The sequence below is a fragment of the Streptomyces sp. NPDC001220 genome, from assembly GCF_053597895.1.
Window position 1 is genome coordinate 55,927 of sequence record NZ_JBSFJE010000017.1, and the last position, 19,302, is coordinate 75,228.

At 71.2% G+C, this 19,302-nt stretch carries 21 protein-coding genes; 16 read left to right on the forward strand and 5 right to left on the reverse strand.

Annotation, left to right across the window (positions count from 1 at the left end; all coding sequences use genetic code 11):
• The first annotated feature begins 54 nt into the window (after positions 1-54).
• Complete coding sequence (locus ACWDGI_RS34330; RefSeq protein WP_450765842.1) at positions 55-933, forward strand: thioesterase family protein; 879 nt, start codon at positions 55-57, stop codon at positions 931-933.
• A gap of 206 nt (positions 934-1,139) precedes the next feature.
• Entirely contained in the window at positions 1,140-1,538 is a 399-nt protein-coding gene (locus ACWDGI_RS34335) for a hypothetical protein (protein WP_450765844.1), read from the forward strand.
• 75 nt (positions 1,539-1,613) lie between these two features.
• On the opposite strand, the gene ACWDGI_RS34340 is transcribed toward ACWDGI_RS34335, so the two are convergent.
• On the reverse strand, positions 1,614-2,243 hold the full coding sequence (locus tag ACWDGI_RS34340) for a TetR family transcriptional regulator (protein ID WP_450765846.1): 630 nt from the start codon (positions 2,241-2,243) through the stop codon (positions 1,614-1,616).
• Between the two features lie 122 nt (positions 2,244-2,365).
• Between ACWDGI_RS34340 and ACWDGI_RS34345 the strand changes: the two genes are divergently transcribed.
• The 3 genes from ACWDGI_RS34345 (at position 2,366) to ACWDGI_RS34355 (ending at position 4,163) form a co-directional block, all read left to right on the forward strand.
• Positions 2,366-2,533, forward strand: a complete 168-nt coding sequence (locus tag ACWDGI_RS34345; protein WP_351323447.1) for a hypothetical protein — start codon at positions 2,366-2,368, stop codon at positions 2,531-2,533.
• A gap of 33 nt (positions 2,534-2,566) precedes the next feature.
• Entirely contained in the window at positions 2,567-2,839 is a 273-nt protein-coding gene (locus tag ACWDGI_RS34350) for a DUF4190 domain-containing protein (protein ID WP_450766079.1), read from the forward strand.
• A gap of 160 nt (positions 2,840-2,999) precedes the next feature.
• On the forward strand, positions 3,000-4,163 hold the full coding sequence (locus ACWDGI_RS34355) for a cysteine desulfurase family protein (protein WP_450765848.1): 1,164 nt from the start codon (positions 3,000-3,002) through the stop codon (positions 4,161-4,163).
• A gap of 82 nt (positions 4,164-4,245) precedes the next feature.
• Here ACWDGI_RS34355 and ACWDGI_RS34360 read toward each other — a convergent pair whose 3' ends face one another.
• Together ACWDGI_RS34360 and ACWDGI_RS34365 are read right to left on the reverse strand one after the other, a co-directional pair.
• Positions 4,246-5,862, reverse strand: a complete 1,617-nt coding sequence (locus tag ACWDGI_RS34360; RefSeq protein WP_450765850.1) for a multicopper oxidase family protein — start codon at positions 5,860-5,862, stop codon at positions 4,246-4,248.
• A 222-nt stretch (positions 5,863-6,084) separates the two neighbouring features.
• A complete protein-coding gene (locus ACWDGI_RS34365; RefSeq protein WP_450765852.1) occupies positions 6,085-6,738 on the reverse strand; it encodes an N-acetylmuramoyl-L-alanine amidase in 654 nt (217 codons plus the stop codon).
• 60 nt (positions 6,739-6,798) lie between these two features.
• Here ACWDGI_RS34365 and mnmA point away from each other — a divergent pair, with 60 nt between their 5' ends.
• On the forward strand, positions 6,799-7,938 hold the full coding sequence (gene mnmA / locus ACWDGI_RS34370) for a tRNA 2-thiouridine(34) synthase MnmA (protein ID WP_450765854.1): 1,140 nt from the start codon (positions 6,799-6,801) through the stop codon (positions 7,936-7,938).
• Here mnmA and ACWDGI_RS34375 read toward each other — a convergent pair.
• Positions 7,928-8,254, reverse strand: coding sequence for a DUF427 domain-containing protein (locus ACWDGI_RS34375; RefSeq protein WP_450765856.1), 327 nt, complete (start codon positions 8,252-8,254; stop codon positions 7,928-7,930). The two genes, mnmA and ACWDGI_RS34375, sit on opposite strands and share 11 nt — an antisense overlap.
• A gap of 50 nt (positions 8,255-8,304) precedes the next feature.
• On the opposite strand from ACWDGI_RS34375, the gene ACWDGI_RS34380 reads away from it, so the two are divergent.
• The 5 genes from ACWDGI_RS34380 to ACWDGI_RS34400 all read left to right on the forward strand — a co-directional run bounded on the left by ACWDGI_RS34380 (position 8,305) and on the right by ACWDGI_RS34400 (position 15,332).
• The gene (locus ACWDGI_RS34380; RefSeq protein ID WP_450765858.1) at positions 8,305-8,844 is read left to right on the forward strand and encodes an LOG family protein; all 540 of its coding nucleotides are present in this window, start codon (positions 8,305-8,307) and stop codon (positions 8,842-8,844) included.
• 7 nt (positions 8,845-8,851) lie between these two features.
• Positions 8,852-9,550 (forward strand): SDR family oxidoreductase, encoded by a 699-nt coding sequence (locus ACWDGI_RS34385; RefSeq protein WP_450765860.1) that lies wholly within the window; start codon positions 8,852-8,854, stop codon positions 9,548-9,550.
• Positions 9,551-9,676: 126 nt separating this feature from the next.
• The gene (locus ACWDGI_RS34390; protein WP_450765862.1) at positions 9,677-10,678 is read left to right on the forward strand and encodes a methionine synthase; all 1,002 of its coding nucleotides are present in this window, start codon (positions 9,677-9,679) and stop codon (positions 10,676-10,678) included.
• A gap of 13 nt (positions 10,679-10,691) precedes the next feature.
• A complete protein-coding gene (gene ligA, locus ACWDGI_RS34395) occupies positions 10,692-12,887 on the forward strand; it encodes an NAD-dependent DNA ligase LigA (protein ID WP_450765864.1) in 2,196 nt (731 codons plus the stop codon).
• A gap of 213 nt (positions 12,888-13,100) precedes the next feature.
• Positions 13,101-15,332 (forward strand): putative bifunctional diguanylate cyclase/phosphodiesterase, encoded by a 2,232-nt coding sequence (locus ACWDGI_RS34400; protein ID WP_450765865.1) that lies wholly within the window; start codon positions 13,101-13,103, stop codon positions 15,330-15,332.
• Between the two features lie 223 nt (positions 15,333-15,555).
• Here the strand turns inward: ACWDGI_RS34400 and ACWDGI_RS34405 are convergent, their stop codons facing one another.
• Complete coding sequence (locus tag ACWDGI_RS34405; RefSeq protein WP_450765867.1) at positions 15,556-16,134, reverse strand: TetR/AcrR family transcriptional regulator; 579 nt, start codon at positions 16,132-16,134, stop codon at positions 15,556-15,558.
• 94 nt (positions 16,135-16,228) lie between these two features.
• Between ACWDGI_RS34405 and ACWDGI_RS34410 the strand changes: the two genes are divergently transcribed.
• The 5 genes from ACWDGI_RS34410 (at position 16,229) to ACWDGI_RS34430 (ending at position 19,297) form a co-directional block, all read left to right on the forward strand.
• On the forward strand, positions 16,229-16,600 hold the full coding sequence (locus ACWDGI_RS34410; RefSeq protein ID WP_450765869.1) for a DUF4267 domain-containing protein: 372 nt from the start codon (positions 16,229-16,231) through the stop codon (positions 16,598-16,600).
• 43 nt (positions 16,601-16,643) lie between these two features.
• Entirely contained in the window at positions 16,644-17,135 is a 492-nt protein-coding gene (locus ACWDGI_RS34415) for a cupin domain-containing protein (protein ID WP_450765871.1), read from the forward strand.
• Between the two features lie 111 nt (positions 17,136-17,246).
• The gene (gatC, locus tag ACWDGI_RS34420; RefSeq protein ID WP_018544665.1) at positions 17,247-17,543 is read left to right on the forward strand and encodes an Asp-tRNA(Asn)/Glu-tRNA(Gln) amidotransferase subunit GatC; all 297 of its coding nucleotides are present in this window, start codon (positions 17,247-17,249) and stop codon (positions 17,541-17,543) included.
• Positions 17,544-17,549: 6 nt separating this feature from the next.
• Positions 17,550-19,058 (forward strand): Asp-tRNA(Asn)/Glu-tRNA(Gln) amidotransferase subunit GatA, encoded by a 1,509-nt coding sequence (gene gatA / locus ACWDGI_RS34425; RefSeq protein WP_351739587.1) that lies wholly within the window; start codon positions 17,550-17,552, stop codon positions 19,056-19,058.
• Positions 19,055-19,297, forward strand: a complete 243-nt coding sequence (locus ACWDGI_RS34430) for a hypothetical protein (RefSeq protein WP_450765873.1) — start codon at positions 19,055-19,057, stop codon at positions 19,295-19,297. The genes gatA and ACWDGI_RS34430 overlap by 4 nt, the downstream gene beginning before the upstream one ends.
• Positions 19,298-19,302 lie beyond the last annotated feature (5 nt).

Sequence of the window (19,302 nt, forward strand, 5' to 3'; positions counted from 1 at the left end):
GTGCGTGGATCACAAAAGCTACCGCTTAGTAATCACTTCTTGTACTGTTCAGTCATGTCAGAAGCAGCTTCCACGCGGGCCGTGATCGGCGACAGCGAGTTCGACCGGGACACCGCGGTCACCCGGCGCGCGCCCGGGGTCTACGACATCGACCTCTCGGCCGGCTGGACCATCATCAGCGCCGTCAACGGCGGCTATCTGCTGGCCGTCCTCGGCCGGGCCCTCGCGGACACGCTGCCGCATCCGGACCCGTTCACCATCTCCGCGCACTACCTGACCGCGTCCCAGCCGGGCCCGGCCGTGATCCGCACGGACACCGTCCGCACCGGCCGCACCCTCTCCACCGGCCAGGCCTCGCTCTTCCAGTACGACGACGACGGCAACGAGGTCGAACGCATCCGCGTCCTCGCCTCCTACGGCGACCTCGCCGCCCTCCCCGACGACGTCCGCACCACGGCGACCCCGCCGGCCATCCCGCCCATGGACCAGTGCTTCGGGCCCGAGACTGCATCAAGCATCCGACTGCCGTCGGGTGGTCCCGCCCCGGTCGACGGCAGCTCCGCCATCACCGAACGCCTGATGCTGAAGCTGGACCCGTCGACCCTGGGCTGGGCCCTCGGCGCCCCCTCGGGCAAGGGCGAGATGCGCTCCTGGTTCGGCCTCGCCGACGGCCGTGACGCCGACCCCCTCGCCCTGCTCCTGGCGGTCGACGCGCTGCCGCCCACCGCCTTCGAGATCGGCCTCAAGGGCTGGGTCCCCACGGTCGAACTCACCGTCCACGTCCGCCACCGCCCCGCCCCGGGCCCGTTGCGTGTCTCCGTCACCACCCGCAACCTGGCCGGCGGCTTCCTGGAGGAGGACGCCGAGGTCTGGGACAGCGCCGACCGACTGGTCGCCCAGTCACGGCAGTTGGCCCGGGTCCGGCTCGGCTGACGTATCCGCCGGGACCCCGTTCTGTCACGGACGCGTACCAGCGAGTAGACCGCGACCGTCCGGAAACCAGCAGGTCAGCGCGATTTCTTGAGCCGCCCTTTACCCGAGTCACAGGCCGGGCACAGGGCGGGCCCAAGTGCGCCCTAAGCACCGTTGGTTGAGTGCCACGCCTCAGGACTCCCTCATCCTTTATGGAGCTGTCTCTCATGAAGCGTGTACGTCTCGTCCCCGCGGTCGCCCTGCTCGCCGTGTCTCCGCTGCTGCTGACCGCGTGCGGCTCGGGCGACTCGTCGTCGTCCTCCGGCAGCGGCAACTCCGGCCAGTCGCAGTCCTGTCAGGCGCCGACCGGCATGCCGACCGGCAACGCCTCCGGGATGCCGAGCGGTGCTCCCTCCGGCGCGCCCACGGGCAACTCCACCGTCAAGCCGACCGGAACCCCCACCGGGATGCCGAGCGGCGGTCCGGGCGCCGGCGGCCAGGGCGGCCCCGGCGGCGGTCAGGGCGGCGGTCAGGGCGGCGGCGGTTGCGGCGGCGGTCAGGGCGGACCCGGCGCTGGCGGCGCGGCGCCCAGCGGGGCTCCGACCCAGCAGGCCACGAAGAGCTGACAGCAGGCGTCGTGCGGCAGGGGTGGCGCGTCCGGCGAACGGGCGCACCGCCCCTTCGCGTTGCCCGGACAGTCCCTAGTCCAGCCAGTGCTGCCGGCCGAGGCTGATCAGACGCATCTGGCGGGCGGCGACCTGGGTGACGCGCTGCCGCTCCGCCTCCGAGGGCTCCGGCGACTCCAGGGTCTCCAGGAACAGGGACGCGGTCATGAGCATCTGGTCCACGTAGAGGTGGGCGAGCATCAGCAGGTCGTCGTCGTTCCAGCCGGCGGCCTCGGGGTCCTTGGCCAGCTCGGTCTTGACCTCCTCGGCGAACCGGGCCAGTTGGTCCCGGATGGCCTCGCGCACCGGCTGCACCCCGCCGTGCCGCTCCCGGGCGATGAACCGGACGTGCGCCGGGTGCGCGGCCACATGGTCGGCGATCAGCAGCACGGCGCGGGTGATGCGCTCCGGGCCGGGCGTGGAGACGGTCGTGCGGACCATGGGGTGCAGGCTGCCGAGCGCCTCGTCGACGAGGGCGACGCCCAGGTCGGCGGTGGAGCGGAAGTGCCGGTAGAAGGCGGTCGGGGCGACGCCGACGGCCCGGGTGACCTCGCGCAGCCCCAGGCTGCTCAGACTCTGCTCCTCCAGCAGCCCGAGCGCCGCGTCCAGGAAGGCCTGGCGGGTCTTCTGCTTCTGGGCCTGTCGGATGCCGAGGGTGTGACTCATGTCATCCAGTTAACAACTGTTCTCCGGAATTGAAAAGCCGTCGGAGTTGCTAGACTCAAAGTCAGTAAACAAGTGTTACTACAACCGTTCACCCAAACTTAACGGAGGGGGGATCGAATCCCATGCTGTTCCTCGTCGCCGCACTCATGCTGCTCGGCGTGGTGCTGGGCACCGTGGCCCACGCGCCGCTCGACGTCACCGCAGGACTCGCCGCCGTGATCGCCGTCTGGCTGGCCGTCTTCGCACTCCGCGAGCGCATCGCCCGCCGGCGCCGCACCTCGGCCAACTGACCGTCCACCACGACTTCCAGGAGCTGAGTCATGCTGCACCTCACCGCCCCGGCCGCCACCCGCCCCGAACCCCGCACCCGCGACGCCGACGGCATGGCCGTGGCGTCCTTCATCCTCGGCCTCCTCGGCCTCCTCGTCCTGAACCTGTTCCTGGGCCCGATCGCGATCGTCCTGGCCCTGGTCTCCCTGTGGCGCGGCACGCAGCGCAAGGGCCGCGCATACCTGGGCCTGGCCCTGGGCGTCGCGGACCTGGCGGTCCTCGCCATCGCGATGGAGATCTCGAACACGGTGTCCTGGAGCCTGTAGGCAGGGCTGGGGAGCGCGCCCCCGAGGGGCGCGGGGCTGTGCCCATGCGCGGCTCCGCCGCGTGGGCGCGACCGGCCACCGGCGGCCCGCACCCGCCCATGGCGATCGACCCTACGGCGCTGGGCGACCCTCACCCCGCCCCCCGTAGAATCGACCCACCATGGCCTACCTCGACCACGCCGCCACGACCCCCATGCTCCCGGAGGCGGTAGAAGCCCTCGCCGCCACCCTCGGCGTCACCGGCAACGCGTCCTCCCTGCACGCCTCCGGCCGCAAGGCCCGCCGCACGGTCGAGGAATCCAGGGAAACCCTCGCGGCAGCACTCGGCGCCCGCCCCAGCGAGGTCGTCTTCACCTCCGGCGGCACCGAGGCCGACAACCTCGCGGTCAAGGGCCTCTACTGGGCCCGCCGTGACGCCGACCCCGCCCGCACCCGCGTCCTGTCCAGCCCCGTCGAACACCACGCGGTCCTCGACGCGGTCGACTGGCTCGGCGAACACGAGGGCGCGACGGTGGAGTACCTCCCCGTCGACTCCTACGGCCGGGTCCACCCCGAGACACTGCGCGAGGCGATCGCCCGCAACCCCGACGACGTGGCCCTCGCCACCGTCATGTGGGCCAACAACGAGATCGGCACGGTCCTGCCGGTCCGTGAACTCGCCGACGTGGCAAGCGAGTTCGACATCCCCCTGCACGCCGACGCGGTCCAGGCCGTCGGCCAGACCCTGGTGGACTTCGCCGCCTCCGGCCTCGCCGCGATGACCGTCTCCGGCCACAAGGTCGGCGGCCCGTACGGCATCGGCGCCCTGCTCCTCGGCCGTGAGTACACCCCCGTGCCGGTCCTGCACGGCGGCGGCCAGGAGCGGCACGTCCGCTCCGGCACCCTCGACGTCCCGGCGATCGCCTCCTTCGCGATCGCGACGAACCTCGCCGTCGAGCGCCGCGAGTGGTTCGTCCGCGAGATCGGCGCCCTGCGCGACCAGTTGGTCGACGCCGTGCGTACGGCCGTACCGGACGCGATCCTCGGCGGCGACCCGGTGGACCGCCTGCCGGCCAACGCGCACTTCACCTTCCCCGGCTGCGAGGGCGACTCGCTGCTCCTGCTGCTCGACGCCCAGGGCATCGAATGCTCGACGGGCTCCGCGTGCACGGCCGGGGTGGCCCAGCCGAGCCATGTCCTGCTGGCCACCGGGACCGATCCGGACCTGGCCCGCGGCACCCTGCGCTTCTCGCTCGGCCACACCTCCACCCAGGCCGACGTGGAGGCGGTCGCCAAGGCGATCGGCCCGGCGGTGGAGCGGGCCCGGGCCGCCGGGCTGAGCTGAGGTCCGGCGACGAAGACGGCCCCAGCGGCTGCCGCCGGCGCTTCCACCGCCGACGGCAGCCGTCCCGAGAGCCAGGTTCGGGCTAGCTCTCGGTGACCATGAGGGACGCCATCATGCCCTCGTCCTCGTGCTGCAGGAGATGGCAGTGGAGCATGTACATGTACGTGTCGTCGGTGAAGTCGGTGAACTCCATGGCGATCTCGATGGAGCCGCCGCCGACCACCTCGTAGGTGTCGTACCAGCCGAGTTCGACGCCGGTCGGATCCTCGCCGTTGATGGAGATCAGCTGGTACGGCACGTCGTGCAGATGGAACGAGTGCTCCAGCTGCGTGCCGTTCTTGATCGTCCAGATCTCCTTCGACCCGAGGGTCGTGCTGATCATGGCCATCGAGCTCATGCTCGTGCCGGCCGATCCGTTGATGGTCATGGTGGTGCCGGACTGGCCGAGGGTGATGGTCCGGGCGGTGAAGTCGCTGGTGTCGTACCGGTCGATGGTCCGCAGCGAGGTGGGCAGGTCGTCCGGGGTGTCGCTGCCGCCGGCGGCGACGGTCAGGAAGTCGTACGTGCCGCTGCCGCCGCGGACCCAGCCGGTGGTGACGACCGCCTGGAGGGTGACGTCGTCCGAGAGGTCCATGACCATCTCGGCGCGGGCGCCGGCCACCAGCCGGATCTCGGTCACGTCCGCAGCCGCGGACAGATAGCCCTGGTCGGTGGCGATCTGCGACATCGTGCCGCCGTCGCTGCGCTGGATGGTGATGATGTCCGAGGGTGAGGCGTTGAGCAGCCGGAACCGGGTCCGGGTCTTGGTCGCGGAGAAGGTGAGCGTGGTGTCGTCGACGTTGGTGCCGTTGACCAGCAGCGGGTAGGTCAGGTCGCCGCCGAGGTAGCCGGTGAGGTCGTACTTGATGTCGCCGTCGGCGTCCACGGCCAGGCACTGGAAGATCAGCGGGATGTCGTCGGTGCCGTAGGTGGTGGGCAGCGCGGCGCTGGTGGTGTTGTCGCTGTCGTCGACGATGATCATGCCGGCCAGGCCGTGCACCGCCTGCTTGGCCGTGGTGCCCAGGGCGTGCGGGTGGTACCAGAGCGTCATGGGCTCGTCGAGCACCTCGAAGGTCGGCGACCAGGTCTCCCCGTCGGAGAAGGCGACCTGGGGACCGCCGTCCATCTTGGCCGGGACGTGCGCGCCGTGGAAGTGGACGGTGGTGTCCTCGCCCAGGCTGTTGGTGATGTTCAGGAGGACCGTGTTGCCCTTGGTCCACTTCATGGTCGGGCCGAGGAAGGACTGGTTGTAGCCGGCGGTGGTGCTGGTGACACCGCTGATCACCTCGGCGCTGCCGGTCTGCGCCTCGAGCGTGTAGGTGGTGGTGCTGTCGGAGGTGGTGCCCTCCAGGAGGTCCGGGACCGAGAGGGTGGCGGTGTTGGTCGCGGCGCCGGCCTTGTTGCCGCCGGCGTCGGTCAGCAGGGCGAAGGTCGCGCCGCCCGCGGCCACCGCGCCCAGACCGACGCCGGCCATGCCGCCGAGGAACTTCCGCCGGTGAACGCCCTTGCCGCGCTTGGCCGTCGCGTCCTTGGAGTGCTCGGCCCCGGTGACGCGCTCGGCCCTGGAGTGCTCCGCGCCCTTGGCGCGCCGGCGCCTGCCGCGGGTGTCCTGCTCTTCGCTGCCGCCCGTCTCGAAGGAGGGCTCTGAGGTGTGGGTCATGGCGGGGATGTTCGACCTGGGGACTGTGCGAAATCTGAGGCGAAGTTAGGAGGAGGGCGGGCGGGCTGTGCGGCGGCCGTGGATGCCGGTGATGCTCAACTCCCCTGGGAAAAGCTGGAGTTGACCAGACGCAGCTCGCGCCCGGGGCGGGGGACGCAACGGACACAGACAGCGCGCAGAGCGAGCACAGGATAACGATTCAGTCACATGCGGAACCCCGGCTCAGGCCTGTCCGACCCGCCGTACAAGACCCATGTAGCGCTTCCAGTCCCAGTGCTCGCCCGGGTCGGTGTGGTCCGTCCCCGGCACCTCCACATGACCGATCACGTGCTCCCGGTCCACGGACATGCCGTACCGCCGGCATATCGCGGCCGTCAGCCGCGCCGACGCCGCGTACATCGCGTCGGTGAAGTCCTCCGGGCGGTCCACGAAACCCTCGTGCTCGATGCCGACACTGCGCTCGTTGTACGACCGGTTGCCCGCGTGGAACGCCACGTCCAGCTCGCGGACCAGCTGGGTGATCCGCCCGTCCTTGCGCACGATGTAGTGCGCCGCCGCCTCGTGCGCCGGGTCCTGGAAGACCTTCACCGCGCTCGCGTAGCCGCCCTGGGTGACATGGATGACCACCCGGTCGATCGGGTAGTCGTCCGGCCGGTTCGCCGTCCGGTAGTTCGCGGGCGATGCGGCCACCCAGCGCGCACCCCTGAAGTCCACCGCGCCCGCCACCCGCGCCTTGCGCACCCCCGGCAGCCGCCAGTACAGCCGCGTCAGCTCGTCCCTGGTCAGCGCCACCGCGCCCGCGGTCGCCGCCGCCCCGCCGACCAGCAGCGCCCGCCGTCCGATCCGCCGGTCCCGGTCACCGCTCGTCGCCCCCATGTGATCCCCAACGGATACTCGCGGGCCCCGGTTCCCGCGCCCCCTTACCCTGGAGGGGCTATGACTGACACCCCGCAGCGCACCCGCCCCCTCCGCGTCCTCGCCGCCATGTCGGGCGGCGTGGACTCCGCCGTCGCCGCCGCCCGCGCGGCCGAGGCGGGCCACGACGTCACCGGCGTCCATCTCGCGCTCTCCGAGAACCCCCAATCCTTCCGCACCGGCGCGCGGGGCTGTTGCACCATCGAGGACAGCCGCGACGCCCGCCGCGCCGCCGACGTCATCGGCATCCCGTTCTACGTCTGGGACCTCGCCGACCGCTTCCGCGAGGACGTCGTCGAGGACTTCGTCGCCGAGTACGAGGCGGGGCGGACCCCCAACCCGTGCCTGCGCTGCAACGAGAAGATCAAGTTCGCGGCCCTGCTGGACAAGGCCCTCGCGCTGGGCTTCGACGCGGTCTGCACCGGCCACTACGCGAAGATCGTGACGCTCCCCGACGGCTCCCGCGAGCTGCACCGGGCCTCCGACATGGCGAAGGACCAGTCGTACGTCCTCGGCGTCCTGGACGAGCAGCAGCTCGCGCACGCGCTGTTCCCGCTCGGCGACACCCTGACGACCAAGGACGAGATCCGCGCCGAGGCAGAGCGCCGGGGCCTCGCGGTGGCCAAGAAGCCCGACTCGCACGACATCTGCTTCATCGCCGACGGCGACACCCAGGGCTTCCTGTCCCGGCGGCTCGGCAAGGCCGAGGGCGCCATCGTCGACGAGTCGGGCGCCAAGGTCGGCACCCACGAGGGCGCGTTCGGCTTCACCATCGGCCAGCGCAAGGGGCTGCGGATCGGCACCCCGGCGGCCGACGGCAAGCCGCGCTACGTCCTCGACATCTCTCCGGTCGACAACACGGTGACGGTCGGCCCGGCCGCCGCCCTGGACGTCAGCGCGCTGACGGCGATCAGGCCCCGCTGGTGCGGCACCGCCCCCACCGGCCCGGCCCTCTACACCGCCCAGCTCCGCGCCCACGGCGGCGAGACCGAGGTCAGCGCCGAACTCGTCGACGGGGAACTGCGCGTCACGTTCACCGAGCCGGTCCGGGGCGTCGCACCCGGCCAGGCGGTCGTCCTGTACGACGACACACGGGTCGTCGGCTCGGCGACCATCGCGTCGACCGTCCGGGCGGCGGACACGGCAGGCGTCAGCCGGTGACCTCCACGTCGTAGAAGCAGAGGTGGTCCTTGATCTGGGCGACGTCGGACTTGGGGTCGGGGTAGGCCCACACCAGGTCCGGCGCGTCCGGCAGGGACCAGTAGGAGGCGGTGCCCTTGAAGGGGCACACGGTGTGCGACTCGGAGGGCGTCAGGAGATCGAGCCGGACGTCCTCGGCGGGGATGTAGTACCGCACCGGGGAGCCGGTCTCGCGCAGGACGAGGGGCCGATCGCTTTCGGCCAGAATCAGATCGCCGTGCACCACGCGCACGCGCTGGTCGCTCTTCTCGATGGTGATCGTGTGTCCAGAAGCCATACAGGGATGACAGCGGCGGGAGCCGGGTTGTTCCCGCCTACCCTGACCTCATGCGAATCTGTGTCTTCCTCTCCGCCGCCGACCTGGACGAGCGCTACACCCGGCCGGCCCGGCTCTTCGGGCAGCTGATCGGCAAAGGCGGCCACACCCTCGTCTGGGGCGGCTCCGACACCGGTCTCATGAAGGTCGTCGCGGACGGCGTCCACGAAGCCGGCGGCAAGCTGGTGGGTGTCTCCGTCGAGTTCCTCGCGAACAAGGCCCGCCCCGGCGCCGACGAGATGGTGATCGCGTCCGACCTCGCGGAGCGCAAGCGGCTCCTGCTGGAGAAGGCCGACGCCGTGGTGATCATGGTCGGCGGCACCGGCACCCTGGACGAGGCCACCGAGATCCTGGAGCTGAAGAAGCACGGCCGTACGGACAAGCCGGTCGTCCTGCTGAACACCGCCGGTTTCTACGACGGCATCGAGCAGCAGTTCCACCGGATGGAGGAGGAGGGCTTCCTGCCCCGCCCCCTGGCGGAGCTGATGCACTTCGCCGCCGAACCCGCCGACGCGCTCACCTACCTGGAGGCGAACCGGCCCGTCGACTGATGCGAGCATGGCTCCCATGGCAACTCATGTGATCACCGGTGCCGGATCCGGCATCGGCGCCGCCGTGGCCCGCCGCCTGCACGCGCGCGGGGACGACCTCGTCCTGCACGCGCGCGACGCGGGCCGCGCGAAGGAACTGGCCGCCGGCTTCCCCGGTGCCCGCACCCTGGTGGGCGACCTGGCGGACCCGGACAAGCTCTCCTGGGCCTTCTCGCACCAGTCGCTCCCGGACCGGGTCGACTCGCTGCTGCACATCGCGGGCGTGGTCGACCTCGGCGAGATCGGCGAGCTGACCCCGAAGTCCTGGCGCCACCAGCTGAACGTCAACCTGGTCGCGCCGGCCGAACTGACCCGCCACTTCCTGCCCCAACTGCGCGCCGCGCGGGGCCATGTGCTGTTCGTCAACTCGGGCGCCGGCCTCAACGCCGGCGCGGGCTGGTCGGCGTACGCGGCCTCCAAGCACGGCCTGAAGGCCCTCGCCGACGCCCTCCGCCAGGAGGAACACGGCAACGGCGTGCGGGTCACCTCGGTCTACCCCGGTCGCACGGCGAGCCCGATGCAGGCCAAGGTCCACCAGCAGGAGGGCAAGGACTACGACCCGGCGAAGTGGATCGACCCGGAATCGGTCGCGACCACGATCCTGACCGCCCTGGACCTCCCGCGGGACGCGGAGATCAACGACGTGACAGTTCGGCCCGGCGCCTGATCAGGCGCCCCGTGGCCGGGCGTCCCGTAAGGGGCGCGGGGAACTGCGCGACCAGCCCCCACAAACCCGCACCCGAACGAAGAACCGTCGCACCCCCCCGTCGGCCACCGACCCTAGGCTTCCCACGTGAACGCAACCCCCTCCTTCGGCCCCGCGACAGCCATCGGCTCACTCCCCGGCACCGACGCCCGAGAGGCCGCCAGGACCGCGACCGGCAGCTTCGAGGACTTCCCCTTCCTCCCCGAACTGCCCGCCCGCGGTCCCGGCGCCGACATGATCGGCCGTACCGCAGGCCTGCTCGTCGAGCTGTACGCCCGCGTGGAGCCCAGCGGCTGGCGGCTCGGCGACCGGCCGGGCCGGGACACCCAGCGGGCCGTCTCCTGGCTGGGGGAGGACCTGGACGCGCTGGAGGAGTTCACCCAGGACTACGAGGGTCCGCTCAAGGTCCAGGCGGTCGGCCCCTGGACCCTGGCCGCCGCCCTGGAGCTGCGCAACGGCGAGGTGGTCCTCTCCGACCCCGGCGCCTGCCGTGACCTGGCCGCCTCCCTCGCCGAGGGCCTGCGCCTGCACCTCGCCGAGGTCCGCCGGCGGATCCCCGGCGCCCGGCTCGTCCTGCAACTCGACGAGCCGTCCCTGACCGCCGTGCTGAGCGGTCGGGTGAGGTCGGCCAGCGGCTACCGCACCCACCGGGCCGTGGACCGCCAGCTCGTCGAGTCGACGCTGCGGGACGTCATGGGCGCCCACGCCGACGGCCCGGTGGCCGTCCACTCCTGCGCCCCCGACGTCCCCTTCGCACTGCTGCGCCGGGCCGGAGCCGCCGCCGTCTCCTTCGACTTCTCGCTCCTCACCGAACGTGACGAGGACGCGATCGGCGAGGCCGTGGAGGGCGGTACCCGGCTGTTCGCCGGTGTCGTGCCGGGCACGGACACGGCATTGTCAGACCCTGCCGGTAGCGTCATGGGTGTCAGGACGCTGTGGCGCAGGCTGGGGCTGCAACCAGGGCTTCTCGCGGAGGCCGTGACGGTCACCCCGGCGTGCGGGCTCGCGGGTGCTTCCCCCGCGTACGCCCGGCAGGCGCTCGCCCACTGCGTCCGGGCGGCGAGATCACTCGCGGACAACCCAGAGTAACGGGAGGAACACGGTGGCCGGCGACAAGCAGCAGGCGGAGACGGCGGTACCCGCCGAGGCACGGGAACAGCACGCGCGGATCGCCGAGCAGATCGAGGAGCACCGCTTCCGGTACTACGTGAAGGACGCTCCGGTCATCAGCGACGCGGAGTTCGACAAGCTCCTGAAGTCCCTCGAGGCACTGGAGGACCAGTACCCCGAGCTGCGCACCCCGGACTCGCCGACCCAGAAGGTCGCGGGGGCGTACCAGACGGAGTTCACCGCGGTCGAGCACCGCGAGAGGATGCTGTCGCTGGACAACACGTTCAACGACGAGGACCTCGCCGCCTGGGCCGAGCGGATCCACAAGGAACTGGGCGACCAGGAGTACCACTACCTGTGCGAACTGAAGGTCGACGGCCTCGCCGTCAACCTCACCTACGAGCACGGCCGGCTCACCCGCGCGGCGACCCGCGGCGACGGCCGTACCGGCGAGGACATCACGCCCAACGTCCGGACGATCGCCGAGATCCCGGACCGGCTGCACGGCGACACGGTGCCGGACCTGGTGGAGATCCGCGGCGAGGTCTACTTCCCGATGGAGAAGTTCGCCGAGCTCAACGAACGGCTGGTGGCGGCCGGTGACAAGCCGTTCGCCAACCCGCGCAACGCGGCGGCCGGTTCGCTGCGCCAGAAGGACCCACGGGTCACCGCCTCCCGCCCGCTGCACATGGTCGTCCACGGCATCGGCGCCCTGGCGGGCTTCGAAGGCATGACCCGGCTCTCCCAGGCCTACGACCTGCTCAAGACCTGGGGCCTGCCCACCTCCCCGCACAACCGGGTGGTCGACGACCTGGACGGCGTACGGGAGTTCATCGCCTACTACGGCGAGAACCGGCACTCCGTGGCGCACGAGATCGACGGAGTGGTCGTCAAACTCGACGAGATCCGCCTCCAGGGGCGGCTCGGCTCCACCGCGCGGGCGCCGCGCTGGGCGATCGCCTACAAGTACGCGCCGGAGGAGGTCAACACCAAGCTGATCGACATCAAGGTCGGCGTCGGCCGCACCGGCCGGGTCACGCCGTACGCGCAGGTCGAGCCGGTCACGGTGGCGGGCAGCGAGGTGGAGTTCGCGACCCTGCACAACCAGGAGGTCGTCAAGGCCAAGGGCGTGCTGATCGGCGACACCGTGGTGCTGCGCAAGGCCGGTGACGTGATCCCGGAGATCCTCGGCCCGGTCGTCGACCTGCGGGACGGCAGCGAGCGGGAGTTCGTGATGCCGGCCGAGTGCCCGGAGTGCGGGACACCGCTGCGGGCCATGAAGGAGGGCGACATCGACCTCCGCTGCCCCAACGCCCGGGCCTGCCCCGCCCAGTTGCGAGAGCGCGTCTCCTACCTCGCGGGCCGCGAGTGCCTGGACATCGAGCACTTCGGCTCGGTGGCCGCGGCCGCCCTCACCCGGCCGTTGGAGCCGGCCGATCCGCCGCTGACCGACGAGGGCGACCTCTTCGACCTCACCGTCGAGAAGCTGCTGCCCATCAAGGCCTACGTCCTGGACCAGGACAGCGGCCTGCCCAAGCGCGACCCCAAGACCGGCGAGGAGAAGGTCGTCACGGTCTTCGCCAACCAGAAGGGCGAGCCCAAGAAGAACACCCTCGCCCTGCTCCAGAAGATCGAGGAGGCGAAGACCCGCCCGCTCGCCCGCTTCCTCAACGGTCTGTCCATCCGGCACGTCGGACCCGTCGCCGCGCAGGCGCTGGCCCGCGAGTTCCGCTCCATCGAGCGCATCGAGCAGGCCGGCGAGGAGGAGCTGTCGAACATCGACGGCGTCGGCGGCATCATCGCGACGGCGCTCAAGGAGTGGTTCGCCGAGGAGTGGCACCGCGAGATCATCCGAAAGTGGAAGAACGCTGGAGTCCCGCTGGAGGACGAGTCGACCGGCGAGGACGAGGGACCGCGCCCGCTGGAAGGGCTCACCGTCGTGGTGACCGGAACCCTGGAGCACTTCACCCGGGACGGCGCCAAGGACGCCCTGCAGAGCCGCGGAGCCAAGGTGACCGGCTCGGTATCGAAGAAGACGTCGTTCGTGGTCGTGGGTGACAACCCCGGATCGAAGTACGACAAGGCGATGCAGGTGAAGGTTCCGGTTCTGAACGAGGACGGATTTGTCGTCCTTTTGGAGCAGGGACCGGACGCGGCGGCCGAAGTCGCCCTTCCGACCGAGGAGTAGCGGTTGAAGGCCACCCGTTCGGCGCATACCAGATGCATACGGGTGGCCAGGGCGCAATCGGGCAACCGTAGACGACCGCTGCCCGTGGAAGCCTTCTGCGGCCTACTGTTGAGGCGTGCGCCTGCCGTGCCCAGCTGCGGTTGGGGCATTCCCGTGCTCCGGCAGGGCACGGACCGCATGGCGTGGGCACCGCCGGCTGTGAGAGGGACGGGAATGGAACCGACCGAGAGCGCCGCCCCCGAAGCGCGGCTGACGCTGCGCCGCCGGGCGAGCGTGTGGCGGGGGACTCGGTGGACGGTACGGGGTGATCGGCACATCGGCATGCCGGGGTTGAGCGCCTCCGTGGACGCGCGCGACCCGCTGCCACTGGCCGCGGTCGAGCCGCCGCCCGACCTGCCCGGCCACGAGCACGAACGGCACCTGTCCTGGCCCGCGCTGCCCGCCGCAGTCGTCGGGGCCGCCGCGTTCGCCCTCGGAGCCGGCTTCTACCGCGCCTTCACCGACAACCACGCCCTCTTCCCCTCCGGCACGGTGGGCTGGTCGCTGGCCGTGCTCACCGGCATCATCGTCGGCCACCTGGTGCTGCTCGGCCGCGCCCGCTGGTGGGGCGGCACCGGCTCAGGCGCCGCCCTCACCCTCGCCGTGCTCCTGCTCTACGGCTGGGTGCCGGCCGGCATGGTCAGCCTCACCGTCGTCGTCCTGGTCGGGATAGCCAGGCGCCACCGCTGGCGGCAGGGTGTCCTGCACGGTGCGGTGGACATCCTCGGCATCGGTGCCGGCGCGCTGGTGCTCGGCGCGTTCGGGCGGGTGCCGACCGTCGAGTCGCCCTGGAACCCCGCCACCTGGAGCGTCGCCACCGCCCCCGAGGTCGTCCTCGTCGCGGTGGCGTATCTCGCGGTCACCCGCGCCCTGCTCTGGTACCTGCACGCACCGCGCGGCGGCGGACTGCCCACCGTCGCCCGCACCGCCCTGATGCGCCAGGGCCTGGTCGCCGTCGCACTGCTCGGCATCGCCCCGCTGATCTGCGTGGTCGCCGTCGCCCAGCCGCTGCTGCTCCCGCTGTTCTCCATCCCGCTGGTCGCCCTCGACTCCACCCTGTGGATAGCCCGGGCCCGCGCGGAGGAGCAGCTGCGCGACCCGCTGACCGGACTGCCCAACCGGCAGTGGCTGCTTGAGCGGATCTGGACCGCCCTCGACGACGCCGAACGCATCGGCGCCCGCTCCGCCCTGATGCTGATCGACCTCGACCGGTTCCGTTCGGTCAATGACACGCTCGGTCATCTCGCCGGTGACCGGCTGCTGCTGCAGATAGCCGACCGGCTGCGGGCCGCGCTGCCGCGCGGTGCGGAGGCGGCCCGGCTCGGCGGCGACGAGTTCGCGGTGTTACTGCCCGTCGCCGACTCCACGACGTCCGCGACCCGTGTCGCCCGCGGCCTGGTCACGGCCCTCTCCTCCCCGCTCGACCTCGACGGACTCACCCTGGTCCTGGAGGCCAGCGCGGGCGTCGCCGTCTTCCCCGACCACGCGCTGGACGCGGAGGGGATGCTGCGCCGGGCGGACGTGGCGATGTACCAGGCGAAGCGGGACCGTACGGGCGTCGAGGTGTACGAGTCCAAGCGGGACTCCAACACCCCGGACCGGCTGGGGCTGCTGGGCGATCTGCGCCGCGCCCTGGACGCCCACGAGGTGCAGTTGCACTACCAGCCGAAGGTGCGCTTCGACGGGCAGGTGGCCGGTCTTGAGGCGCTGGTGCGGTGGGTGCACCCGGAGCGCGGCAAGGTACCGCCGGACGAGTTCATAGCGATCGCCGAGTCCTCGGGCCTGATGCCCCATCTGACGGAGTACGTCCTGGAGACCGCGCTCGGCCAGGTCGCCCGGTGGCGGGCACAGGGGCTGCGGGTACCGGTGGCGGTGAACGTGTCGCCGCGTGACGTCCACACCCCCGGCTTCGCGGGCTCGGTGGCGGCGCGGCTGGCCCGGCACGGGGTCCCGGCGGGGGCGCTCCAGCTGGAGATAACCGAGCATGTGCTCCTGGAGGACCCGCAGCGGGCCGCCGACACCCTCGCCGGGCTGACCGGGCACGGCGTGAAGATGTCGCTGGACGACTTCGGCACGGGCTACTCGTCGTTGGTGCACCTGCGACGGCTGCCGGTGAGCGAGCTGAAGATCGACCGGTCCTTCGTGGCCCGGCTGGCCGTGGACAACGAGGACGCGGAGATCGTGCGCTGCACGGTCGACCTCGCGCATTCGCTGGGGCTGCTGGTCGTCGCGGAGGGCGTGGAGGACGACGAGACGTGGGAGCGGCTGCGGGACCTCGGGTGTGACGCCGTGCAGGGGTGGCTGGTCGCCGCGGCGATGCCGCCGGAGGAGGCGACGGCGTGGCTGTTGGCGCGGGGGTCGCGGGGGTGGCAGCGTCCGCGGGCTGCGTTGCCGGCGGCCGAGTAGATCTCCGGCCGCCCGCCCGCCCGTTCATCGCTCGTGGAGAGGCCGGCGTCTGCCGTGGGGGTGGGGCGCCGTGGGCGGGTGCGGGGCGTCCGTGGTTGCTCGCGCAGTTCCCCGCGCCCCTGCGGGGCGCGGAATCTGCGGGGCGCCGAACCTGCGGGGCGCGGAAGGTCTACGGGGCGCGGAAGGTATACGGGGCGCCGAAGGTCTACGGGCCGCCGAAGGCCTACGGGGCGCTGAAATGGCCGATCAGCAGTGCCAGCCTCGTCTCGTGGGCGCTCTCCGGCAGGCGGCCGCTGCGCATCAGGGTGACCAGGCCGTGCAGGGCTGCCCAGAACGTCTCCGTCAGGAGGGCGGGGTCGTCGCCGGTCACGGCGATCGGCTCCACCGCCAGCAGCAGCTCGGCGAACGCGGCCTGCAGCGCCTCCGGGGCCTCCGGGGTCGCGAACGGAAGGTCCACCGTGTGCGTGAATATCACGTCGTACAGCGCGGGGCGTCGGCGGGCGAACGACGTGTACGTCTCCGCCACCGCCGCCAGTGACTGCCTCGTGCCCTTCGCCGCCGTGCGTGCCGCCCGCAGTTCCGTCGCCATTTCCGCGCAGCCCTGGACCGCCACCGCCGCCATGATCGCGTCCTTGCCCTTGAAGTGGCTGTACAGGACCGGCTGGCTGTACTCGATCTCGGCGGCCAGGCGCCGGGTCGTCACCGCGTCCCAGCCCTCCGCCTCCGCGAGTTCCCGTGCGGCCGTGACGATCAGCTGCTCCCGCTCTGCCCGCTCGCGCTCCCGGCGCGTCTGAATCGACATGCCGGTGATTCTAGCATCGCTAGCCAATCTGCCGACGCTCTGCTAGCTTCGCTTTCAGTCCTAGCGCTGCTAGAAAAACACCGAGGGGGCCGTCATGACCATCACCGCCTACACGCTCGCCGCCGTACTCGACCTGTTCATCCTCTTCATCGGGGCCAGGTTCCTGCTCCAGCCCAAGGCGTCCGCCGCCGGCTACGGCGTCCCCGCCGACCCGAACGGCGACGCCTCCGCCTACCTCGCCATCAAGGGCCTCCGGGACGGCTCCTTCGGCGTCGTCGGCTTCGCCCTGCTCGCGTTCGCCGGCGCCCGTGCCGAGGCCTGGTTCATGCTCTGTGTGGCACTCGTGCCGCTCTTCGACACGGTGATAGTGCTGCGCCACGGCGGGACGAAGGCGGTCGCGTACGGGATCCACTTCGCCACCGCGATCGTTGTACTGATCAGCGCGGTGCTGCTGTTCCTCGTCTGATCGGCTCGCTTGAACGACACGTCTATCAACAGGGGGTTCGGGAATGTCGTTGTTCGTACCGAAGTTCGATGGGTCCGTGATCGTGCGGGAGGCCGACGCCGAGGTGGTCGGCGGTGATCCGACCCGGGTCCGGCTGCTCGCCGACAGCAGCGCCACCGGCGGCGCGCTCTCCACCGTCCGGGTCACGCTGGGGGAGGGCGCCGACGGCGCCGTGCCGCATCTGCACCGCAACTCCGCCGAGATGTTCTATCTGCTCGACGGCGCCGCCGACCTGCTCTCCGGCGAGGACGTCGTCACCGCCGAACGTGGCGACCTGGTCGTCATTCCGCCCGGGGCGCCGCACGCCTTCGCCGCCGTCCCCGGCAGCACCGCGGACATCCTGATCGTCATCACCCCGGGCGTGGAGCGCTTCGAGTACTTCCGCCACCTCCAGCGCCTGCGGCTGGGCGAGGCCACCCTGGAGAGCCTCCTGGAGGCGCAGGAGCTGTACGACAACCACTACCTGCAGAGCGTGGCCTGGGAGCAGCGTCACTGAGCCGGTGAGCCGCCGTGATTCCGGGGCCCGGGGAAACCGTTGCACGGTCACCGGGCCCCGCCCCATAGGATTGGCTCCAAACCACACACACTCACCCCAGAGGAACGCTGCATGCCTGGCATCACGCGCGAGGAGGTCGCCCACCTCGCCCGGCTGGCGCGTCTGGAGCTGAAGCCCGAAGAACTCGACCACTTCGCGGGACAGCTGGACGACATCATCGGCGCGGTCGCCCGCGTCAGCGAGGTCGCCGACCAAGACGTACCGCCGACCTCACACCCGCTGCCGCTGACGAACGTCATGCGCGCGGACGAGGTCCGTCCCTCGCTCACCCCCGCGCAGGCGCTCTCCGGCGCCCCGGCCCAGGAGCAGCAGCGTTTCAAGGTGCCGCAGATCCTGGGGGAGGACTAGACAGCCATGACGGCCAACAAGATCGAATACTGCATCAGGCTCACCGCCGCCGAGACCGCCGCGAAGATCGCCTCCGGCGAGCTCACGGCCGTCGAGGTCACCGAGGCCCACCTGGCCCGGATCGAGGCCGTCGACGAGAAGGTGCACGCCTTCCTGCACGTCGACCGCGAGGGGGCGCTCGCCCAGGCGCGTGCCGTCGACGAGAAGAAGGCCCGGGGCGAGAAGCTCGGGCCGCTCGCCGGCGTCCCGCTCGCGCTCAAGGACATCTTCACCACCGAGGGCGTGCCGACCACCGTCGGCTCGAAGATCCTCGAAGGCTGGATCCCGCCGTACGACGCCACCCTCACCAAGCGGCTGAAGGCCGCCGACGTGGTCATTCTCGGCAAGACCAACATGGACGAGTTCGCCATGGGGTCCTCCACCGAGAACAGCGCGTACGGGCCCACCGGCAACCCCTGGGACCTCACCAAGATCCCCGGCGGCTCCGGTGGCGGTTCCTCCGCCGCCCTCGCCTCCTACCAGGCGCCGCTCGCCATCGGCACCGACACCGGCGGATCCATCCGCCAGCCGGCCTCCGTGACCGGCACGGTCGGTGTGAAGCCGACGTACGGGGCGGTCTCGCGGTACGGCATGGTCGCGTTCTCCAGCTCGCTGGACCAGGGCGGCCCGTGTGCCCGTACGGTCCTGGACGCCGCCCTCCTCCACGAGGTCATCGCCGGGCACGACCCGCTGGACTCCACCTCCATCGACGCGCCCGTCCCGCCGGTCGTCGAGGCCGCCCGCAACGGCAGCGTCGAGGGCATGCGCGTCGGTGTCGTCAAGCAGTTCCGCGGCGAGGGCTACCAGCCCGGTGTCATCCAGCGCTTCGACGAGTCCGTCGAGCTGCTGAAGGAACTGGGCGCCGAGATCGTCGAACTGGACTGCCCGTCCTTCGACCTGGCGCTCTCCGCGTACTACCTGATCGCGCCCTCCGAGTGCTCCTCCAACCTCGCCCGCTTCGACGGCCTGCGCTACGGCCTGCGGACCGGCGACGACGGCACGCACTCCGCCGAGGAGGTCACCTCCCTCACCCGTGAGGCGGGCTTCGGCCCGGAGGTCAAGCGCCGCATCATGCTCGGCACCTACGCGCTGAGCAGCGGGTACTACGACGCGTACTACGGCTCCGCGCAGAAGGTCCGCACGCTCATCACGCGTGACTTCGAGAAGGCCTTCGAGCAGGTCGACGTGATCGTGTCGCCCACGACCCCGACCACCGCCTTCGCGATCGGCGAGCGCGCCGACGACCCGATGGCGATGTACCTGGCCGACCTGTGCACCATCCCGACCAACCTGGCGGGCAACGCGGCCATGTCGCTGCCCTGCGGTCTCGCCCCGGAGGACAACCTCCCGGTGGGCCTGCAGATCATCGCGCCGGCGCTGAAGGACGACCGCCTTTACAAGGTCGGAGCCGCTGTCGAGGCCGCCTTCGTGGAAAGGTGGGGGCACCCGCTGCTTGAGGAGGCACCGTCGCTGTGAGCAACGCACTGTCCAAGGCCAAGGGCTTCAAGAAGTCGAAGTCCGGTACGTACCTGTCGATGGCCACCACCGTGTTCGGCGCGGTCGGTGTCACCAAGCAGATCAAGAAGGCCCGCGCCGAGCACGACACGCTGCGGCTGATCGACGCCACCGTGTCCGCCGTCGCGATCGTCACCGGCCTCGCCATCCTCTACCGCGAGCTGAAGCGGCTGGGCGACGACGACGTCCTGCTGGGCTGAGAGGG

What these genes read in the sequence shown, in the direction of transcription:
- ACWDGI_RS34405 (WP_450765867.1), bottom strand. Translation starts at nt 16,134, where the DNA reads ATGTCGATTCAGACGCGCCGGGAGCGCGAGCGGGCAGAGCGGGAGCAG.
- ACWDGI_RS34410 (WP_450765869.1), top strand. Translation starts at nt 16,229, where the DNA reads ATGACCATCACCGCCTACACGCTCGCCGCCGTACTCGACCTGTTCATC.
- ACWDGI_RS34340 (WP_450765846.1), bottom strand. Translation starts at nt 2,243, where the DNA reads ATGAGTCACACCCTCGGCATCCGACAGGCCCAGAAGCAGAAGACCCGC.
- gatA (WP_351739587.1), top strand. Translation starts at nt 17,550, where the DNA reads ATGACGGCCAACAAGATCGAATACTGCATCAGGCTCACCGCCGCCGAG.
- ACWDGI_RS34365 (WP_450765852.1), bottom strand. Translation starts at nt 6,738, where the DNA reads ATGGGGGCGACGAGCGGTGACCGGGACCGGCGGATCGGACGGCGGGCG.
- ACWDGI_RS34330 (WP_450765842.1), top strand. Translation starts at nt 55, where the DNA reads ATGTCAGAAGCAGCTTCCACGCGGGCCGTGATCGGCGACAGCGAGTTC.
- ACWDGI_RS34385 (WP_450765860.1), top strand. Translation starts at nt 8,852, where the DNA reads ATGGCTCCCATGGCAACTCATGTGATCACCGGTGCCGGATCCGGCATC.
- mnmA (WP_450765854.1), top strand. Translation starts at nt 6,799, where the DNA reads ATGACTGACACCCCGCAGCGCACCCGCCCCCTCCGCGTCCTCGCCGCC.
- ACWDGI_RS34400 (WP_450765865.1), top strand. Translation starts at nt 13,101, where the DNA reads ATGGAACCGACCGAGAGCGCCGCCCCCGAAGCGCGGCTGACGCTGCGC.
- ACWDGI_RS34360 (WP_450765850.1), bottom strand. Translation starts at nt 5,862, where the DNA reads ATGACCCACACCTCAGAGCCCTCCTTCGAGACGGGCGGCAGCGAAGAG.
- ACWDGI_RS34380 (WP_450765858.1), top strand. Translation starts at nt 8,305, where the DNA reads ATGCGAATCTGTGTCTTCCTCTCCGCCGCCGACCTGGACGAGCGCTAC.
- ACWDGI_RS34375 (WP_450765856.1), bottom strand. Translation starts at nt 8,254, where the DNA reads ATGGCTTCTGGACACACGATCACCATCGAGAAGAGCGACCAGCGCGTG.
- ACWDGI_RS34355 (WP_450765848.1), top strand. Translation starts at nt 3,000, where the DNA reads ATGGCCTACCTCGACCACGCCGCCACGACCCCCATGCTCCCGGAGGCG.
- ACWDGI_RS34335 (WP_450765844.1), top strand. Translation starts at nt 1,140, where the DNA reads ATGAAGCGTGTACGTCTCGTCCCCGCGGTCGCCCTGCTCGCCGTGTCT.
- ACWDGI_RS34345 (WP_351323447.1), top strand. Translation starts at nt 2,366, where the DNA reads ATGCTGTTCCTCGTCGCCGCACTCATGCTGCTCGGCGTGGTGCTGGGC.
- ACWDGI_RS34415 (WP_450765871.1), top strand. Translation starts at nt 16,644, where the DNA reads ATGTCGTTGTTCGTACCGAAGTTCGATGGGTCCGTGATCGTGCGGGAG.
- gatC (WP_018544665.1), top strand. Translation starts at nt 17,247, where the DNA reads ATGCCTGGCATCACGCGCGAGGAGGTCGCCCACCTCGCCCGGCTGGCG.